16 protein-coding genes are annotated in these 17,177 nt (G+C 45.4%); 4 read left to right on the forward strand and 12 right to left on the reverse strand.

From position 1 onward, the window contains the following. Window positions 1–3: 3 nt before the first annotated feature. Both PPA03S_RS12965 and PPA03S_RS12970 read right to left on the reverse strand, forming a co-directional pair. Window positions 4–954, reverse strand: coding sequence for an NADP-dependent oxidoreductase (locus tag PPA03S_RS12965; protein WP_062323474.1), 951 nt, complete (start codon window positions 952–954; stop codon window positions 4–6). A gap of 180 nt (window positions 955–1,134) precedes the next feature. Next, window positions 1,135–1,893: an SDR family oxidoreductase gene (locus PPA03S_RS12970; protein ID WP_062323476.1), complete on the reverse strand. Its 759-nt coding sequence runs from the start codon at window positions 1,891–1,893 to the stop codon at window positions 1,135–1,137. 182 nt (window positions 1,894–2,075) lie between these two features. Here PPA03S_RS12970 and PPA03S_RS12975 point away from each other — a divergent pair, with 182 nt between their 5' ends. Continuing rightward, window positions 2,076–2,714 carry a TetR/AcrR family transcriptional regulator gene (locus tag PPA03S_RS12975; protein WP_062323478.1) on the forward strand — a complete coding sequence of 213 codons (639 nt, stop codon included), beginning with the start codon at window positions 2,076–2,078 and terminating at the stop codon, window positions 2,712–2,714. A 272-nt stretch (window positions 2,715–2,986) separates the two neighbouring features. Here PPA03S_RS12975 and ilvB read toward each other — a convergent pair whose 3' ends face one another. The 3 genes from ilvB to PPA03S_RS12985 all read right to left on the reverse strand — a co-directional run bounded on the left by ilvB (window position 2,987) and on the right by PPA03S_RS12985 (window position 6,011). Continuing rightward, window positions 2,987–4,717, reverse strand: a complete 1,731-nt coding sequence (ilvB, locus tag PPA03S_RS12980) for a biosynthetic-type acetolactate synthase large subunit (RefSeq protein WP_062323480.1) — start codon at window positions 4,715–4,717, stop codon at window positions 2,987–2,989. A 262-nt stretch (window positions 4,718–4,979) separates the two neighbouring features. Continuing rightward, window positions 4,980–5,177, reverse strand: a complete 198-nt coding sequence (locus PPA03S_RS33305; protein WP_167666025.1) for a hypothetical protein — start codon at window positions 5,175–5,177, stop codon at window positions 4,980–4,982. Window positions 5,178–5,534: 357 nt separating this feature from the next. Further along, window positions 5,535–6,011 carry a MarR family transcriptional regulator gene (locus PPA03S_RS12985; RefSeq protein WP_062323482.1) on the reverse strand — a complete coding sequence of 159 codons (477 nt, stop codon included), beginning with the start codon at window positions 6,009–6,011 and terminating at the stop codon, window positions 5,535–5,537. Window positions 6,012–6,277: 266 nt separating this feature from the next. Between PPA03S_RS12985 and PPA03S_RS12990 the strand changes: the two genes are divergently transcribed. Both PPA03S_RS12990 and PPA03S_RS12995 read left to right on the forward strand, forming a co-directional pair. Continuing rightward, window positions 6,278–6,703 carry a RidA family protein gene (locus PPA03S_RS12990; protein ID WP_245683600.1) on the forward strand — a complete coding sequence of 142 codons (426 nt, stop codon included), beginning with the start codon at window positions 6,278–6,280 and terminating at the stop codon, window positions 6,701–6,703. Between the two features lie 24 nt (window positions 6,704–6,727). Then, window positions 6,728–8,224: a monooxygenase gene (locus PPA03S_RS12995; RefSeq protein WP_062323484.1), complete on the forward strand. Its 1,497-nt coding sequence runs from the start codon at window positions 6,728–6,730 to the stop codon at window positions 8,222–8,224. 186 nt (window positions 8,225–8,410) lie between these two features. Here PPA03S_RS12995 and PPA03S_RS13000 read toward each other — a convergent pair whose 3' ends face one another. The 4 genes from PPA03S_RS13000 to PPA03S_RS13015 form a co-directional block, all read right to left on the reverse strand. Then, a complete protein-coding gene (locus PPA03S_RS13000; RefSeq protein WP_062323485.1) occupies window positions 8,411–9,586 on the reverse strand; it encodes an MFS transporter in 1,176 nt (391 codons plus the stop codon). Between the two features lie 128 nt (window positions 9,587–9,714). Then, window positions 9,715–10,782, reverse strand: a complete 1,068-nt coding sequence (locus PPA03S_RS13005) for an Atu2307/SP_0267 family LLM class monooxygenase (RefSeq protein ID WP_062323487.1) — start codon at window positions 10,780–10,782, stop codon at window positions 9,715–9,717. Between the two features lie 148 nt (window positions 10,783–10,930). Further along, entirely contained in the window at window positions 10,931–11,212 is a 282-nt protein-coding gene (locus tag PPA03S_RS13010) for an ArsR/SmtB family transcription factor (protein ID WP_015736966.1), read from the reverse strand. A 117-nt stretch (window positions 11,213–11,329) separates the two neighbouring features. Beyond that, on the reverse strand, window positions 11,330–11,935 hold the full coding sequence (locus PPA03S_RS13015; protein ID WP_062323489.1) for a TetR/AcrR family transcriptional regulator: 606 nt from the start codon (window positions 11,933–11,935) through the stop codon (window positions 11,330–11,332). Window positions 11,936–12,130: 195 nt separating this feature from the next. On the opposite strand from PPA03S_RS13015, the gene PPA03S_RS13020 reads away from it, so the two are divergent. Next, on the forward strand, window positions 12,131–12,910 hold the full coding sequence (locus PPA03S_RS13020) for a nuclear transport factor 2 family protein (RefSeq protein ID WP_062323491.1): 780 nt from the start codon (window positions 12,131–12,133) through the stop codon (window positions 12,908–12,910). Window positions 12,911–13,216: 306 nt separating this feature from the next. Here the strand turns inward: PPA03S_RS13020 and PPA03S_RS13025 are convergent, their stop codons facing one another. The 3 genes from PPA03S_RS13025 to PPA03S_RS34240 all read right to left on the reverse strand — a co-directional run bounded on the left by PPA03S_RS13025 (window position 13,217) and on the right by PPA03S_RS34240 (window position 17,153). After that, window positions 13,217–14,956, reverse strand: a complete 1,740-nt coding sequence (locus PPA03S_RS13025) for an ABC-F family ATP-binding cassette domain-containing protein (protein WP_062323493.1) — start codon at window positions 14,954–14,956, stop codon at window positions 13,217–13,219. Between the two features lie 136 nt (window positions 14,957–15,092). Next, window positions 15,093–16,682 (reverse strand): glycoside hydrolase family 32 protein, encoded by a 1,590-nt coding sequence (locus tag PPA03S_RS13030; RefSeq protein ID WP_157284138.1) that lies wholly within the window; start codon window positions 16,680–16,682, stop codon window positions 15,093–15,095. Between the two features lie 342 nt (window positions 16,683–17,024). Next, a complete protein-coding gene (locus PPA03S_RS34240) occupies window positions 17,025–17,153 on the reverse strand; it encodes a hypothetical protein (RefSeq protein ID WP_281189047.1) in 129 nt (42 codons plus the stop codon). Window positions 17,154–17,177 lie beyond the last annotated feature (24 nt).

The following is a 17,177-nucleotide window of genomic DNA, read 5'->3' on the forward strand; positions in this document are numbered from 1 at the left end:
GCATCAGTCGGAGTCGGGCAGGAGGATCAATTTCCCGTGTGCACCCCCGCTCTGGCTGATTTCGACGGCTGAACGCCATGCGTCGAGTGCGAAAGTCTTGGCGACCGGAATAGTGAACTTGCCGTCTGCTGCGTATTGGGCGAAGTCGCCGACAACGTCATAACGTAAGGTATGTAATTCTCCATAGCTGGCGCGAACGTTAAGTTCAGCGGCTGCGGCGAAATCGCTGACGGTTAGGACATGCTGGGGATGCCCATTGACAATTTGGACCAGATCTTTCAATGAACCGCTGATTGGTGCCGTATCCAGGGCGAGATCAACCGGCTGCTTTGCCAGTTCGGTCACTCGTTCGACCATTCCATCACCGTACGAGGTCACCAACGCCCCCATTGAGCGGAGCTTGTCGGCGTAGGTGGGACCAGCAGTTGCGATCACGCGGGCACCGCGCATGAGGGCGATCTGGACGGCGGCGAAGCCTACCGTTGTTCCAGCTCCGTGCACTAGTATGGTCTGGCCCGACCTTAACCCGAGAGTATCAATGCCTCGGTAGGCGGTTTCGACCGCCAATGGCAGTGCTGCAGCCTGTACGAAGTCGAGTCCGTCCGGTATGCGGAACCAGTAGTACATGATCGCCCGGTCGGAAGCACCGGCGCTCGATCCATTCATGAAATCTGCGGCACCCAGAACGGAATCGCCGATAGCGACATCGGTTACACCTTCTCCAATTGCGTCTACAACCCCTGATACGTCCAGCCCTATCCCGCGAGGCAAGGGGAGTTGACCGGCAAAGTGGCCTTGGCACATCCCCCAGTCGACCGGATTTAAGCCGCAAGCGCGTACTCTCACGCGAATGCGTCCCGGCCCTGGCTCTGGGATCGCCACCTCCTCCAGACGCAAGACATCGGTTGGTTCGCCGTATTCGTGAAACCGGATTGTCCGGATAGTATTCTCCATTGGGATGTTCCCTCCATTTTGCTCTGATAAAATCGTGTTCTCTGTGAATTCGAACGGTCTTTCAAATGAAAACAACGAAATCCTAAAATTATAAAGTTCACTAGAAGGCAGGGTGTCATGAGGGAAAGCTATTCCCTCCCCTGCCCTCGCTTTAATAGTCAGGTGTTCGAACGGAGGAGCCTAGATCTGGGAGCCACCTCCATCGACAGGGAACTCAGCCCCCGTGGTATAGGTGGCCTCAAATGCTAGGAATGCTACGGCTTTGGCGACCTCGACTGGATCGCCGAAACGCAGCATCGGGATCTGCTGTCTTATCTGCGCCCCGGTCTGTTCTGCAGCTTCCTTCGGCATCGACCTCTCCAAGATGTCGGTGTCAATGGGGCCGGGGCTGACCGCGTTGACGCGAATCTTCCGCGGTAACAGCTCGCGGGCTAGACTGCGAGTCATGGAGCGCAGCGCTGCTTTACTGGCCGCGTACGCACTGATCATCGGGATACCCAATACGTTCGTGATTGAGGTGGTGAGCACCACGCCACTTCCTGCGTTTAGCAATGGGGCGAGTTTCTGCACGGTGAAGTACGGACCTTTGGCGTTGATTGTAAGTAGCTCGTCGTACACTTCTTCGGACATTGACTCGAAGGGGACATAGCGCGTGATACCGGCGTTAACGAACAGTGCGTCGATCGTGCCGAACTCGGCCTTGACCCGGTCGGCCAACTCGTCAATACCCGTCAACGACGCGGCGTCGCTCAGCACTGCGACCGCGTTGTTGCCTAGTTGTTCACGAGCCGCGTCAAGCGTCGCCTGAGTACGTCCAGTAATCAGAACGCTTGCTCCTTCATCCACTAACAACTTCGCCGTCGCGAGGCCGATTCCACTGCTACCTCCCGTGATCACGACTCTCTTGCCGGAGAATTTGCCCTTACTGAATGGTTCCATTTGAATCGTCCTCCCTTTGGTTAATCCGTAATCGGATGATTAGGTACAAGAGCGATTATATAGCAATAAATTTAATAAGTAAACTAAATTAATTAAATTAGTTCATTTATTTAATTCCATACATAAAGGGCAGCGAATTTGTTATAATGTGTTTTATAGGCATCTAAGGGAGGGACTTATCCGTGAGAAAAGCTGTGAGTGTAGATACATATGTGGAAAAAATAAAACCTGTTATAAGAAAAACAAAATTCAGCCAACTGAAAGTCGACGATCTCGCAAAATATATGGATATCAGCAAAGTGACACTCTATAAACATTTTTCCTCCAAAGACGACATCATTGAACAAGTCGTGGATTATTACATTGATTATTCGAAAAAGGCTGACACCGTTGTCAAAGACAATTCCGTCTCTTTTTTGGATCGTTTTCAATTAACATTTTTACAATCTTTGATGTGTGCCGCGTTTATTTCTGATTTGTTCTTGCAAGATCTGAAAGAATTTTATCCGCACCATTTTGAGAATCTGTCCGTTGCCCTACAAAATCGGAATAAAAGTTTACAAACTTTTTTTGAATCCGGTATGGAGCAACAGATTTTCAATAGATTGAATGCCGTGATATTTATGGTTCAAGATGACGCTGTGCTGCGACGCTTTATCGAGCCGTCATTTTCGATTCAGTATGATATCACCTTGAAACAAGCGATTATGGATTTCTACTACATGAAGCAGTATCAATTGCTAAAACCTGAATATCTGAAGATGATAGACGACTCCGATATTGAAAGGAAGATCGTTCATATTTTGCAAGCCATTTCATAAGTGAAGCGTCCATATCCGATTCCGTTGTGGACTACATAAGTTTCAGTTCATAATCTGTAATAGGAAGAAAATGAGGATAGGTCGAAGGGCATCAAGAAAAAAGGAATTCCCCTTGAGGAATCCCTTCGCTATAAAAATTATAATGTTAGACTTACATCCTCTTTTAGTTAGAAGCTGGGGCTGGGCCAGCACCTTCTGTTGGAGGTGTGTTTTGCATTTTTTTCTTTGCTTTCTCGATTCCTTCCTTCTTCAGAGGTGCGCCAACCTTGGAATTATTCGTCGTACCCTAGAATCATTTGGTCCAGCGGCGTGCCGGCAAGCACCATTGGGTACACATTCTCATTGGTCGGGATGACGAACTCGACGAGCACAGGTCCTTTCGTCTGCAGCGCCTCTAGCCAGACCTTGGAGGCTTCGCCTTTGTTCGTTGCCCTTAATCCCTTGATTCCGTATGCTTCCGCAAGCTTGACGAAGTCAGGACTGCCGGACAGATCAATCTGGCTGTAGCGTCGTTCGTACATCAATTCCTGCTGCTGCTTAACCATGCCGAGCACCTGGTTGTTCAAGACCACGATCTTGACCGGAATCTGATGGATCGCGCAGATCGCCATCTCCTGCGCGCACATCTGCATGCCCCCGTCGCCGTTGATCGAGACGACGAGACGATCTGGATTTCCGACTTGAGCGCCGATCGCGGCCGGGAAGCCAAAGCCCATCGTGCCAAGACCGCCCGATGTGATGAGTGAGCGAGGATGCTTAAAGCGGTAAAACTGTGCGGTCCACATTTGGTGCTGGCCGACATCGGTGGTGATGATCGCATCTCCTTGCGTCGTCTCGCTAATCATCTCAAGCACATATTGCGGCTTAATGACAGTATCCGAATCGGTATACCGAAGCGGATGCTGCACCTTATACTCTTGAAGCTGCTCGAGCCAGGTATCCGTCTGGGCTGCTTGCGCTTTCGTGTTCGCATAAGCCACCACGTTTTTAATATCGCCGATGCATGCGAGATCTGTCTTGACGTTCTTTCCGATTTCCGCAGGATCGATATCGATATGGGCGATACGTTTGGCCTGAGGCGCAAACCCGTCCAGCTTCATCGTGACCCGGTCATCGAAACGCGAGCCGATCGAAATAACGAGATCCGCATTCTGTACCGCCATGTTCGCCGCATATACGCCATGATGTCCGAGCATGCCCAGCCACATCTCGTCATCGCTCGGAAACCCGCCGAGGCCGAGCAGAGTCGTCACGACCGGAATCCGCGTAGTGTGGACGAACTTGATCAGCTCCTGCGAGGAGTTCGAATAGACAACGCCGCCGCCCGCGATAATAACCGGCTTGCGCGCTTCTGCAATCGCCTGAAGCAGCGCATCCATTTCTGCCGGATTCGGTTCCGGGGCTCCATGGTATCCGCGCAACCGAACCGTGTCCTCTGGACGATATGCCATCCGCTGATTGGTCACGTCTTTTGGAATATCGATCAAGACAGGACCTTTGCGGCCCGTATTTGCAATGTAAAACGCTTCATGAATGATGCGAGGAAGGTCGTGTACATCGCGAACCATGTAGCTGTGCTTCGTGATCGGCATCGTGATGCTAATAATGTCCGCTTCCTGAAAAGCATCCGTGCCCATGACATTCGTAGATACGTTCCCCGTTATGATCACCACCGGCACCGAATCCATATAGGCGGTTGCAATCCCGGTCACCAGATTTGTTGCTCCTGGACCGGATGTCGCGATGCATACCCCAACCTTCCCCGTCGACCTAGCATAGCCGTCCGCCGCGTGGATCGCGCCTTGTTCGTGCCGGGTCAAGATATGCTTGAAGTCTGGCTGATGTACCATCGCGTCATAAATATAGAGCACATTTCCTCCAGGATAGCCGAATACGCACTCTACGCCTTCCTGCAGCAAGCCGCGCAAAAGCACCTCCGAACCGGTGATATAGTCCTCTGACGGCGTCGTTGTTTCATTTGTCATGCCTAATTGCTGTTCCATTGGGCAGCCTCCTTTGCAAAATAAAATCCCCTCTCCTCCTGAGCAAACTGACAGCGGTCAGCTCATACAGGGACGAAAGGGGATTTTTTCGCGGTACCACCCAAGTTCGCTGCCACTCTCGCGAATGCAGCCTCATGAGGTAAGGCCGATGCCTTACCTGCGGTGCGTTAACGAGCACCATTTCGGTTAAGTCTACTTGCGGGCATGAATATGAGACCAGCCGCTTTCGGTTAACAGCTCCGAGACGACACCATACAAAGGGTTAAGGCAAAGGTTTCAGCGTTTCCTCTGCTCTCTGGGCATAACCGCCCTTGTCGGCTTTCTCTTCATCGCCTGTTGGTATTAAATAAATAACCCCTTCCTTCCCAAGGCTCGAAGCTACTGCTTGAAGCCTTGGGACGAAAGGGGAATGTTCGCGGTACCACCCAGGTTTACTGCAATCTCGCAATTGCAGTCTCATGAGGTAAAGCCGATGCTATACCTGCAGCATGTTAACGGATGCCAGGCCGGTTGATCCTACTTGCGGGCGTGCAATCACGCCTTCCGCGTTCGGTCAACAGCTCCGAGACGACACTATACATGCGTTACGACGGAGGTTTCAGCAATCCCTCTGCTCTCTGGACATAAACGCTATTGCATAGCCTTCTCTTCTTCGCTATATTTGTATTTTTCTGATAGTAGCACAGACTCGACTTTTTTTCAAACCGAATTAATACTAAGCTGCTTTATGATTATTGAGTTCTTGTACCCGGTAAGTTTAACCCATTTATGCTCCGATGAGAATTCACTGTTTAGAAAATGTCTAACATATGGTACGTTAGCGATAGAAATCAACCATATCTCCAAACAGCCGTTTAATAAATTCGAGCTCGCTTTCGTTATATCTTTCCAAAAATTCGTACATTCTTTGCTTTTCCTTCGCATGAAGCTCATCATGAGCAGCAAATAGCTTTTTGCCCACAGGCGTTAGCCGAAAATACACTTCCTTTTTGTTGTCGTTGAGCTGGGCTTTTCGCACCCAACCTGCCTTTAGTAATTTATTTGCGATCTTGGAGGTATTTCCTTTACTTAAATTTATTCTCTCCGCAATGGAAGTGAGATTAATCGGCTCCTGCTCTCCGATGCACGCAATGGTGTGCAGTTCCGTCATATTTAAACTGAATTCCGACTCAATATGCTTCCGGATATCCTCCAGGTATGTGGCAGTTATTCGGGTTTCATATTGCTCTTTTTGCTCAAGAAACTGAACGAAAAATTCATGAATGGCGGTTTTGTTTTTACTGGCAGTATCCATGATTATGCTGGCTCCTCAACTTATTTTTTTTATTATATCATAAATTGTTCTCCGAGAAACAAACGGGCATACTCATATTGAGATTGGGGTTGACAGAACAAAGAGTAACCAAGTACAGTATTATTGTTTCATATGAAACGATAATTTTATATAATTTTCATCACACTTGTTTTAACAAGCAATAAAAAAGGTTCTAACGAAACAATAATGGATGAAGGAGGTCAGCCGGAAATACTTGTCCACTTTTCAAGAGAAGATTTATAAGTATGGAAATGGAGCACACCCTGCCTATGGAAATCGTGAATCCGAAGACATTGACGGATAAGGTTACATCTGTAATTTCTCATGTCGTGGTAACTACTGCCTCCAAACTGGCCTTCATCTCAGGTCAGGTTTCTGTAGATGAAACAGGAGCATTGGTCGGTTCAGGGGACTATTACGCGCAAGCGATTCAAGTGTTCACCAATCTTAAGTATGCATTGGAAGCCGTGCGAGCGGATCCATTGTACATTGTAAAAATGAATATTTTTGTGGTAAACCACAACCCGGAATTGACTTCGATTATTTTTGACGCAGGATTTCATGTGTTTGGCCCTAACTGGCCGAAGACAGCAAGTACCTATATAGGCGTTCAAACACTAGCCGATCCTGAATGGCTTATCGAAATAGACGCTATCGTAATCTTCCCATAATGTTTAAGAAAAGAGGTTATTTATATGAAATATGAAGTCATCCTTATCGGTGGCGGATCTGTCGGCATGCTGTTGGCTGGGGAATTGGCATTAGCCGGTGTAAAGGTCTGCGTCATTGAGCGATTAAAAGAGACAACCCCATATTCACGTGCGCTTACCGTACATCCACGAACCCTTGAAATATTAGATATGCGTGGAGTGAAATCACAATTAATCAGTCAAGGCCGCTTACTTTCGAGAGGACATTTTGCCGGATTAGATACCCCTTTGGATTTCTCGGTGTTGGATTCTTCTTCCAATCACACCCTCTTTTTACCGCAGAGTGAGACGGAGAAGGTGCTGGAGGAATGGGCGCTTAGCCTTGGCGCAGAGGTCTGGAGAGAGGTTGAGGCTCTATCTGTGCACCAGGATGAGGATGGGGTTGACGTTAAGATCGCGGGACCTCATGGAGAAACAACGTTAAGATCAGCTTATGTGGTAGGTACGGATGGAGCTAGAAGTTTGGTTCGCAAACATGCAAATATATCATTTGAAGGTACAGCTGCGACCTTCACGGCTATTCTGGGGGATGCCGTTCTATCTGATTTGGCTCCTATGAGTGTCATATCCCGGATTACAGAAAAAGGATTGGTCAGCATTATGCCAATCAATGATCATATCTATCGAGTCTTGATGATCGATATGGAGAGACGTAACATCTCTAAGGATGAGACCGTTACATTGGAAGAGTTTCGTTCATCGCTCATCCGTATGACCGGAAGCGACTTGGGATTGAACGATGTGAAATGGATGTCGCGTTTCGGAAATGCGACGCGGCAAGCGGGACGCTATCGGAATGGTCGATTGTTCTTGGCGGGAGATTCGGCGCACATTCATTTTCCGGCTGGTGGACAGGGAATGAATGTCGGCTTACAAGAAGCAATGAACTTAGGCTGGAAGCTTGCAGGAGCAATCAAAGGCTGGGCTCCGGACTGGCTATTGGACAGTTATCATGCCGAACGTTTCCCTTGGAACACCGCCTTGCTTCGGAATACCGAGGTCCAAACCCTGCTTATGGACGTGACTCCTCCCATCACGGAACTGCGAAGCATGCTGGCTAATCTGATTCAAATACCGGAGGCTAATTATCAGATCGCAGCACAAATTTCCGCAATGGATGTACATTATGCTCCCGACGCCGAAGCGCCTTCCCATCCTTTAAACGGGAAACGGTTCAAGGATCTCAGCATAAAGCTGAAAGACGGGCAATTGATTAACGCCTATCCGCTCCTGCACAAAGGTACTTTTCTTCTGCTGCATTTCCATTCTAATGAACAGCATAGCGGCCAATGGGAAACGTATAGCAACCTTCAAGTTGTACATGCCTCTTTGGCTGACGCTGACGCGGATTGGAACGACGTCCACTCGGCGCTTATTCGGCCGGATGGACATATTGCCTGGGCGATTCCTCTATCCGATCCGAATCCAATGCAAACTATAAATGAAGGAATCACTCGCTGGTGCGGAAACATTACGGATTAGTAATTCGTTTGAGGTGTGTAACTGCCTTCCAGTTTGGTGAACTTGTATTTGGGGCGTCTGAATGAACTGAAATCACGGTACGCTGCACTCAAAAAAACGCAATGTTCCCCATGAGTATGAAAATACCGCTCAAGCGTTATTCAACAACGCTTAGGCGGTATTTTCATTTCTGAGGAAGAAGGTACTTTACGCTCCGTTTCGTTCCGCCGTTGCAGATCGGCGACGCATGGATAAAGAAATAATAGCCGGGATGAGTGCGATTGCGACGCCAACTCCGCCAAACCAACCAACTGCTGCAAGAGAGATGCTTTCTACAACGATACCCCCAATTACAGCCCCTACGGCCATTCCCAACTGCACGATAGAATTGTTCAAACTCAGGACGATCCCCGAAGCCTGAGGAGCCATGCCGATTAAATATACTTGTTGAACCGGCCCCATCGACCAAGCAAAAAAGGACCATAACATAAGAAAAGGCAACACGAACATGGACGAGTGGGAGAACGCAGTCAGTAACAATAATATTCCGGAGTGAAAGAGCAGGCCCCCAATCATCGTACGGGGGATACCCCATTTATCTGCACCGTAACCGCCAACTTGGGAGCCTATGAGACTGGCCAGCCCAAACGCAAACAACCCGACGTTTACCATCCCTTCGCTCATCCCCGTAATGTCCAGAAGAAACGGCGTTATATAGGTGTACAGAATCGTATAGCCCAATATCCAGAAAAAACTGATGGAAAGCGCGACAGCGATTCGGGGGCTTTTTAATAAGGCGAGCTGTTCCCGAATAGGAACGGGAGCCTCTCCTTCCGATTTCGGAATCGTAAGCAAAAGGACCACCATCGCGACCAAGCTTAGGGCCCCGACTCCCGTGAAGATGATTTTCCAATCATGTGAGCCCGCAATGATCCTCCCAAGCGGGACCCCTAGAATAAGTGCGAGGTTAAAGCCCACTAGAACCGTGGCGATAGCGCTGCCCTGTTTTCCAGGATGAGACATTTTGGCGGCAACCGTCATGGCGACGACCATAAATACCCCCGTGCTGATCGCCAAAATAATTCTTGCTCCGAGCAGCATGCCATAGCCTGTAGTTGTGACAGTGATCAAATTCCCAACGAAAAATAATCCCAAAGCTGATAGCATAAGCTTTCTTCGATCCATTTTTGCCGTGAGTGCAATAAGAATCGGGGTACCGATGGCATAAGCAAGCGAGTAGACCGTAATCAACTGCCCGGCCGCTACTACCGACACTCCAATATCGCTTGCAAGCATATCCAAAATGCCAGTAATCACAAACTCCGAAGTTCCGACTAAAAAGCTGACAATAGCCAGAATATAAATTTTCCATGAATTCCTCATCTATTTCTCCTCTTTTCATTTCAACAATTCTAAATCTATAGAAATCTTAATTAAAAAATAATGCCCAATTCGCCGACATCACTTCTCGGCTCAATCAAGCATCCTCGTTCCAAGCGTTCGTACCTGCTTTAAGCGTTATGGTCAGACGTCTGACGTGCCAGCTCCTTACGGACAATCGGCGCTACTTTGGTGCCGAGAAGCTCAATCGTCTGCAGCAAGTCGCGATGCGGCAACGAACTGAAATCGTTGTACATCATGAAGCGAGTCAAGCCAAGATTCTTATGCAGCAGCACGATTTTTTCTGCGACGTATTCGGGATCACCGACGTATAGAGCGCCGTGAAGGCTGCGGGCTGAATCGTACGAGTCACGTGTATAGGCAGACCAGCCTCGTTCCCGTCCAATGTGGTTCATTTGGCCAGCCATGACAGGGTAATACCGCTTAGCTGCCTCTTGTGCCGTATTCGAAATAAAGCCATGCGAATGTGTAGCAATTTGCAGCTTATTCGGATCGTGACCAGCTTTCACGGCGGCTTCTTTATAAAGCTCCACTAAGGGTGCAAATCTCTGTGGTGCTCCGCCCAGGATAGAGAAGGCAATCGGAAGTCCCAGCAAGCCGGCCCGAACCGCCGATTCCGGGCTGCCCCCTGTTCCGATCCAGACAGGCAAAGGCTCCTGCTGTGCACGAGGATAGACGCCCATGTTGTCAATCGCCGGGCGATGACCACCACGCCAGGTCACCTTTTCGGAAGCGCGAATCTTCAACAGCAGTTCCAGTTTCTCTTCATACAATTCCTCGTAATCTTTCAGGTCATAGCCGAATAGCGGGAACGATTCGATGAACGAACCCCTTCCGGCCATGATCTCCGCTCGCCCGTTGGACAGACCGTCCAGCGTTGCAAAGTCCTGATATATCCGCACCGGATCGTCCGAAGATAGCACCGTCACTGCGCTCGAGAGCCGGATCCGCTTCGTTGTAGCTGCAGCTGCTGCCAGAATGACGGCTGGCGACGAGCTTGTGTATTCGATGCGATGATGCTCGCCGATGGCATAAACATCAAGGCCGACCTGATCTGCCAATTGGATTTCTTCGATCGCTTGGCGCAGCCTCTCGGCATGCGAGACACCGCCATTTCCGGGATTAGCATGGAGGAAGGTGCTCATTCCAATCTCCATCGTATTCGTTTGACCGCTCATAGTTATTCTCTCCTTCTTAATATGGAATAGGGATGATTAGCAAAGATCATTGAAGGATCATTCCAAGTCGACTCGTACGCCAAAACCTCATTCAATGAGCCCCACCATTTCTACTGTTCTAAATATATAGAAATGATTTCGAAAAAAATTACGCCAACAAAAAGGGCGCAAACTTTTCTGCTACTTCTCGATTGACGTTATAGTGAATAAACGATCCATTCTTGCGAGAATCGATCAAGCCAGAGTCCGTCAATTGCTTTAAATGATGCGATAGCGTCGAGCCTGCAACCGATTCAAGCCTTTCACCGACCGCGGTGAAGCATAAATTGCTCTCTTTCGCAAGCAGTAAAGCGATTTTCAGCCGGGTTGGTTCCCCCAAAGCTTTATACACTTTAACCGCTTGCCCGATAGCTTCTTGATTTTCTCCCATTGTACCCACCTCCCCGCATATCTTCTGCAGTTCTATAACTATCGAAATCAATATTAGCACCATGTCATTCAAATGTAAAGGGCAGATCTGAACCCTGCTCCTTCTACTTCGCTAATTTTATTCCTCGACGGCGATGCCGGCAGCTCTTAAATGCCCGTAAGCAACGATACTGCTAAACTGAGATGAAACTTCATCTGCAGGAAGGGGTCTATCGTTTTTAATCCACCAAATGACAATCCCCATGAAAGACGACCCAAGGTATTCGAGCAGCAATTCCTTGGATATCGCTAATGGGGAGTTTCCCTGAGCAGGTTTCCTTCCCTCAATTAATTTATCTTTAATGATATTCTCCATTTTCGCTTGAAACGGATAGATTCTATTCTCTTCAATTAACATGGAATGGTAAAAGGTCATATTTTGAGAAATATGTTCCAGTACAGTTTGCATGACTGTCTTGAGTAGAGAAATACTGAACGGATTCATGCTGATGGGACAAAGAACGACTGCATCCTTTAATTCGCTCAACAATTCATTCATACATGTATCTAATAGATCAGGCTTATTTTGGTAGTGAAGATAAAAAGTGTTTCGATTGATCATAGCCCGATCGGCAATATCCTGGATCGTTATCGCTTCATATCCTTTTTCTTGAATAAGCTCATAAAACGCCTTTCGAATCGATTGTTTCGTACGCAGTATTCTTAGGTCGGTTTTCTTGTTCATTGTTTTTGTTCCCCCTAAAATTATTTATAGTCGTTAAGCGACAAAGTTTTATGAGTTGTCTGTTATCCATCAAAACTAAAAATATTGAATATTGAGCGTTATATTAACCTCTATTATAATGAGCAACAGATAAATAAACAACGTGTTGTTCATTATTTATCTAATGACCAAAAAAACTCTAAGGAGGATTTTCCAATGAGATTCAACCATCAAAATGAGCTTGTTCGTAAGGCAGTCGCTGTGCTGGAAAGTTTTGAGAACGGCAACCCCGAAGCGATTACGGCTTACGTTCATCCAGATCAATATATTCAGCACAACCAGGCCTTACTCGATGGTCGTGCGGCCATGCTTGGTGCACTTGGCCATTTAAAGGAAATGGGTACAAAGGTAAGTGTTAAGCGTGCTTTGGTCGACGGAGGTTATGTGGCACTTCATTCTGTATATGATTTTCACGGCCCTAAAGCCGTTTTTGATATTTTCCGTTTTGAGAATGGACTAATCGTCGAGCATTGGGACAATTTGCAAGAGATGGTGGAAAAGACACCAAGCAATCATACGATGATTGACGGACCGGTTACGATTAAGGATATCGACAAGACGGAGGCCAACAAAGTATTTGTCAAAAGCTATGTTGAGAACATCTTGCTTGGGAAGAACCCTGACCTGCTTGCCTCTTACTTTGATGGAGATCACTACATTCAGCATAGTCCGCATATTGCAGACGGCCTTTCTGGTCTTCACGCTGCATTGCAGGCTCTGAAGGAGAAAAATATTGAGTTTCAATATACTCACGTCCATCAAGTCATCGGGCAAGGCGATTATGTTCTTACCGTGAGTGAAGGTCTCTTTGATGGTCAACACACCGCTTTCTACGATTTGTTCCGCGTTGAGGATGGAAAGATCGCTGAGCATTGGGACGTAATCGAGGGCATTCTGCCGGAAGAAAAACGAAAAAATACGAACAGTAGATTTTGAAGTTTGTGCAGCTGAATCGCAAGAAAGACATCGCCGAATTTAATTTCGGTGATGTCTTCGCTTCACGAATGTACTTGAATGGAACAATGTTTTGGAGCGTTTAGGCATGAGAAGTGAAGCGCATTTGCGCGAAAATTACATGTCCAAAGGCAGGGCAATAAACCCATCAAGGTTGCACTGAAAATAAACTAAATGCAGTAAAAAGACACTGATATTCTAGTCATCAGTGTCTTTTTTTGTTGATACTTTTCCACCAACATCATGTTTCATCGTTGAACTCAGACTAATTCACTTTAGTCCTTTAATTTAAAGCAACTTAATTAGCTCTTCCAGCTCATCAACCAAACCTTTTGCAAGTTCAAAATTAGTATCTTTTAAAGCCAATTCTATTTTCATTTCAACTGATTTTTTCTTTTGTTCAGTTTCCAAATAGCCTTTATCAAAATGACTAGCATAAATCATCTCTCTAAATTCTTCCATACTCATTTTTCTAATCGTCTTATCGTCAATGATTAATACATAATCCATCCCATTTACAACAGAATAGAAATCATGAGAAATCATGAGAATCGCACCTTTGTAGTCCTCAATGGCTTTCTCTAGTGCTATTTGTGTATAAATGTCTAAATGGCTTGTCGGTTCATCAAGAAGCAGTACGTTTGCTTTACTGGCAGAAACTTTAGCCAATTGAAGCATGTTTTTTTCGCCGCCAGATAAAGATTCTATCTTTTGATTAAGGATTTCTCCTTCAAAGCCATAGTTTGAAATATACGATCGAATCTCATCATAAGTTTGAAACCCAGCATCGATGAATTCTTCCAGTATAGTATTGGAATCGTTTAGCACTTCGCCTTGAAGCTGAGATAAATAAGCCACTTTAACATCCGAATTTATTTCAATTGAAGCATGATTATTATTAAAGATTTCTCGGAGCAAAGTCGTTTTCCCGGTACCGTTTGAACCGATAATGGCTACTTTATCTGTAGATTTTATCTCAAAGTTAACATTATCCAAAAGCAACTCATCAAAAGCAACGCTATAATTGTTGACATTTACCGCAATGGTATCTTCCATTTCCTTATCGATACCAAAACTGATATTCGGCTGCTTAATATCGACAAATGGCTCTTTTATTCGCCGTGCTTCCAATCTCTCCTGAAACTTGACTCTGGCTTTTAACGCTCTGCCTCTGGAAGCTTCCGAATTATACGTGGCGATCTCTCTAAGATTGTCAATGATGTGATCGTATCTCTTAATTTCTTCAGCTTCAGCTACCGCGATTTCTTGTAACTCAATTTTAGTCTGAAGTAGTGAGAAGTTATAATCGATATATCGTCCATCAAACTCTTGGATCTCCGTGTTTTCAAGGTGGATAATTTTGTTGAAGCAATGATTCAATAAATATCGGTTGTGCGTAACCACCAGCAGCATGCCTTTGTGGGTATTTATAAGTTTTTTAAGCGCATTTAGGTTTTCAAAGTCTAAAAACACATCTGGTTCGTCCATAATCATGAAGTCTGGACGATTCAGCATTTCCTTCATCACTTGAATAAGTTTGAATTCCCCACCACTCACGTCGGATATACTAAGATCTTTTAGCTTCATGAGGTTTGCCAGATTTAGCTGCTTATTAATGGTGTTCTCAAAATTATCTCCGCCCATCGAATCGAATGCGTCCAAAGCCAATTGAACCTTTTCCAGAAGCGAATCCATATCTGATGTGGTTTCCATTTCAGCATAAATCGCTGTAATTTCATCTTGTATCCTGATAAATTCTTCTCCGATATACTCAAAAACGGTCATTTCTTTGTTTTTATCTACTTGAGAAAACTGACTGACATACCCGATTTTGCAATCCGGGTCTATCTCTAACTTGCCCTCAAACAAATATCTTTCCGGATCCATCAGTATATCGATTAACGTACTTTTCCCACTGCCACTCGTTCCGATAAAAGCGCAATGTTGGCCTTCTTCAAATGTAAATGAAATGTTTTTATATAGTTCTTTTTGCGGAAATGAGAAGGATAAGTTATCAACTTTTATCATAGTGTTACCTTTCTTTATAACTAAAATGGTGGTGAGTATTATTAAATGTCTTGTCGAACACAGACTTTTAGAGTAACACTGTTTACCACCAAGTACAATTCATTTTTAACCCTTACCCTCGGGTCCAGGCTAAAGTCTAAACTGACTCATTTCCCCAAATGCTTACAAGATCATTGATTTGAAGCGAAACTACCTTTAGTTCGCCGCCAAGAGTATAGAGTTCTAACCCTCTACTTTCCAAGTCCGGGAAAATCATGTCTGAAACGATTGCTTTTCCTTTATTGCCGAAGACCTCGACACTAGACCAATCGACGTAAATGCTCAATTGTATTCGTTCATGCTCTGGCTTCATAGGGGCCTTGTGTTTTGCAGCAAAGTCAGGATGGAAATCAATGTCGTTCGACTTGGTCCGATCGACAAACAACTCCTCTTTCAAGATACTATATCCGATGATCGTCTCCTGATTGGCAGACGTTCTCACCTTGAACCCAAATTCTTCTGCAGTACCGATTTCAAATTCCGCAATAATTTCGGCCTTTGCAGTAGAAATCTCAGATAAGACATTGCTACCTGGCTTAATTGTTATATCTTGCAGAGATATAATCGGTCTTCTGAGTTGACTTAACTCACTTATAGGTACTTGGATTAAGCGAATTCCTTCCGGATATGTCTTAAGCTGAATCTCTCGGGGGATTGACATGTGGCCACGCCATTCCTTTGAAGGAAGAGTAGAGGCATAACGCCAGTTGTTCATCCAGCCGACCCAAATCTTTCGTCCGTCTTCTTTCGGAATACCATCCCATGTCACGGCCGCGTAAAAGTCAGATCCGTAATCTATCCATTTGATAGCATCTAAAGATTCCAACGTATCATCTGGTGTGAATGACCTGCCATCAAAGTTCCCTATGAAATACATCATACCCGAACCGCCAGCCGGTGGTTCTGGATCCGATGGATTCACACCATTTCTATCCCCGACGCTTAGTATCAGAATCCATTTAGTAACATCAGGTTTCTCATCTACTTGGATTTGAATTAAGTCAGGACACTCAAATACTCCTCGGTGAATCCCAGCAATGTCGGAACCGAATTCGCTTGCATAAGACCATTCCTTAAGATTTGGTGAGATGTAAAATTCGACACGGTCTTTTACAGCAAGAACCATTACCCACATCGAGGATTCATCATGCCAAAATACCTTCGGATCACGGAAATCTAGCGTTTTCATTGGGAATAATACAGGGTTACCTTCATATTTAGTCCAGGTTCGCCCCTTATCCCTGCTATACGCAATGCTTTGCACCTGCGGTTTTCCATTCTGAGCACTGTTGCCATCATTAGTATAAATGGCAACCAATCCTGATCCGTTCTCGTTGAAAAATCCGCTTGTATTGTTTGTATCCACCACCGCACTTCCCGAGAAGATCGCTCCATCTTCACCAGGAAGAATTGCCGGAGGAAGTTCCTCCCAATGCACTAAATCCTTGCTTATCGCATGCCCCCAATGCATCCTGCCAAAATCAGGTTTAGTATCATGAGGCGTATGTTGGTAGAAAAGGTGATATTCTCCTTCATAGTAAACCATACCGTTGGGATCGTTCATCCAATTTTTCTTAGGCGAATAATGTAATTGGGGCCTGTATCTGTTCTCGAAAAAAATAATATTTTCCGATTCTTTTCTACTACTCATTTCTCCTGATAAATGTAATTCTTTAATTTTACTCACTCTCCATTTAATTTTTTTTATATCTTAATAGAAGCAATTCAACTAGCTTGCCAACCATAATTCGAGGATAATTTCTTAGAGTAGTTATGAAATGCAACTCCTATTAACAAAATAATCCAATAAGGTGCATTTGTCAAAGTATTATTATTTATTGCACATATTTTTTCTGTTTTTATCACTCATTTATTTTACATTTGCACATTTTTTTCAATGAATTAGTCGGAAAAATCAGATTTTCATCAGTTTATCTAGCCTTACTTCTTTATTGGATAACCAAAATATTTACAAATGTACATTAAAGATGCAGTTGAAAGGCGGGACCCTTTCCAGCAATCATATTCGCTAATCATCATATTCTTGATTAATCTGCAAAATGAAATAGCCGTATTCTTGACGAGTAGCACTCGTGAAGGATACGGCAATCTTTATCTGGACAAACTCTACTCTGCGGATCATCGAAAACTTCGACATTTTCGAGTTCTCTTATTTCAATAA

Origin of the sequence: Paenibacillus pabuli NBRC 13638, from assembly GCF_001514495.1 — a bacterium.
Taxonomy (GTDB): Bacteria; Bacillota; Bacilli; order Paenibacillales; family Paenibacillaceae; genus Paenibacillus; species Paenibacillus pabuli.

Coding starts and splice junctions, on each gene's coding strand:
- PPA03S_RS12965 (WP_062323474.1), bottom strand. CDS start 954: ATGGAGAATACTATCCGGACAATCCGGTTTCACGAATACGGCGAACCA.
- PPA03S_RS12970 (WP_062323476.1), bottom strand. CDS start 1,893: ATGGAACCATTCAGTAAGGGCAAATTCTCCGGCAAGAGAGTCGTGATC.
- ilvB (WP_062323480.1), bottom strand. CDS start 4,717: ATGGAACAGCAATTAGGCATGACAAATGAAACAACGACGCCGTCAGAG.
- PPA03S_RS33305 (WP_167666025.1), bottom strand. CDS start 5,177: ATGAGACTGCAATTGCGAGATTGCAGTAAACCTGGGTGGTACCGCGAA.
- PPA03S_RS12985 (WP_062323482.1), bottom strand. CDS start 6,011: ATGGATACTGCCAGTAAAAACAAAACCGCCATTCATGAATTTTTCGTT.
- PPA03S_RS12990 (WP_245683600.1), top strand. CDS start 6,278: ATGGAAATGGAGCACACCCTGCCTATGGAAATCGTGAATCCGAAGACA.
- PPA03S_RS12995 (WP_062323484.1), top strand. CDS start 6,728: ATGAAATATGAAGTCATCCTTATCGGTGGCGGATCTGTCGGCATGCTG.
- PPA03S_RS13000 (WP_062323485.1), bottom strand. CDS start 9,586: ATGAGGAATTCATGGAAAATTTATATTCTGGCTATTGTCAGCTTTTTA.
- PPA03S_RS13005 (WP_062323487.1), bottom strand. CDS start 10,782: ATGAGCGGTCAAACGAATACGATGGAGATTGGAATGAGCACCTTCCTC.
- PPA03S_RS13010 (WP_015736966.1), bottom strand. CDS start 11,212: ATGGGAGAAAATCAAGAAGCTATCGGGCAAGCGGTTAAAGTGTATAAA.
- PPA03S_RS13015 (WP_062323489.1), bottom strand. CDS start 11,935: ATGAACAAGAAAACCGACCTAAGAATACTGCGTACGAAACAATCGATT.
- PPA03S_RS13020 (WP_062323491.1), top strand. CDS start 12,131: ATGAGATTCAACCATCAAAATGAGCTTGTTCGTAAGGCAGTCGCTGTG.
- PPA03S_RS13025 (WP_062323493.1), bottom strand. CDS start 14,956: ATGATAAAAGTTGATAACTTATCCTTCTCATTTCCGCAAAAAGAACTA.
- PPA03S_RS34240 (WP_281189047.1), bottom strand. CDS start 17,153: ATGTCGAAGTTTTCGATGATCCGCAGAGTAGAGTTTGTCCAGATAAAG.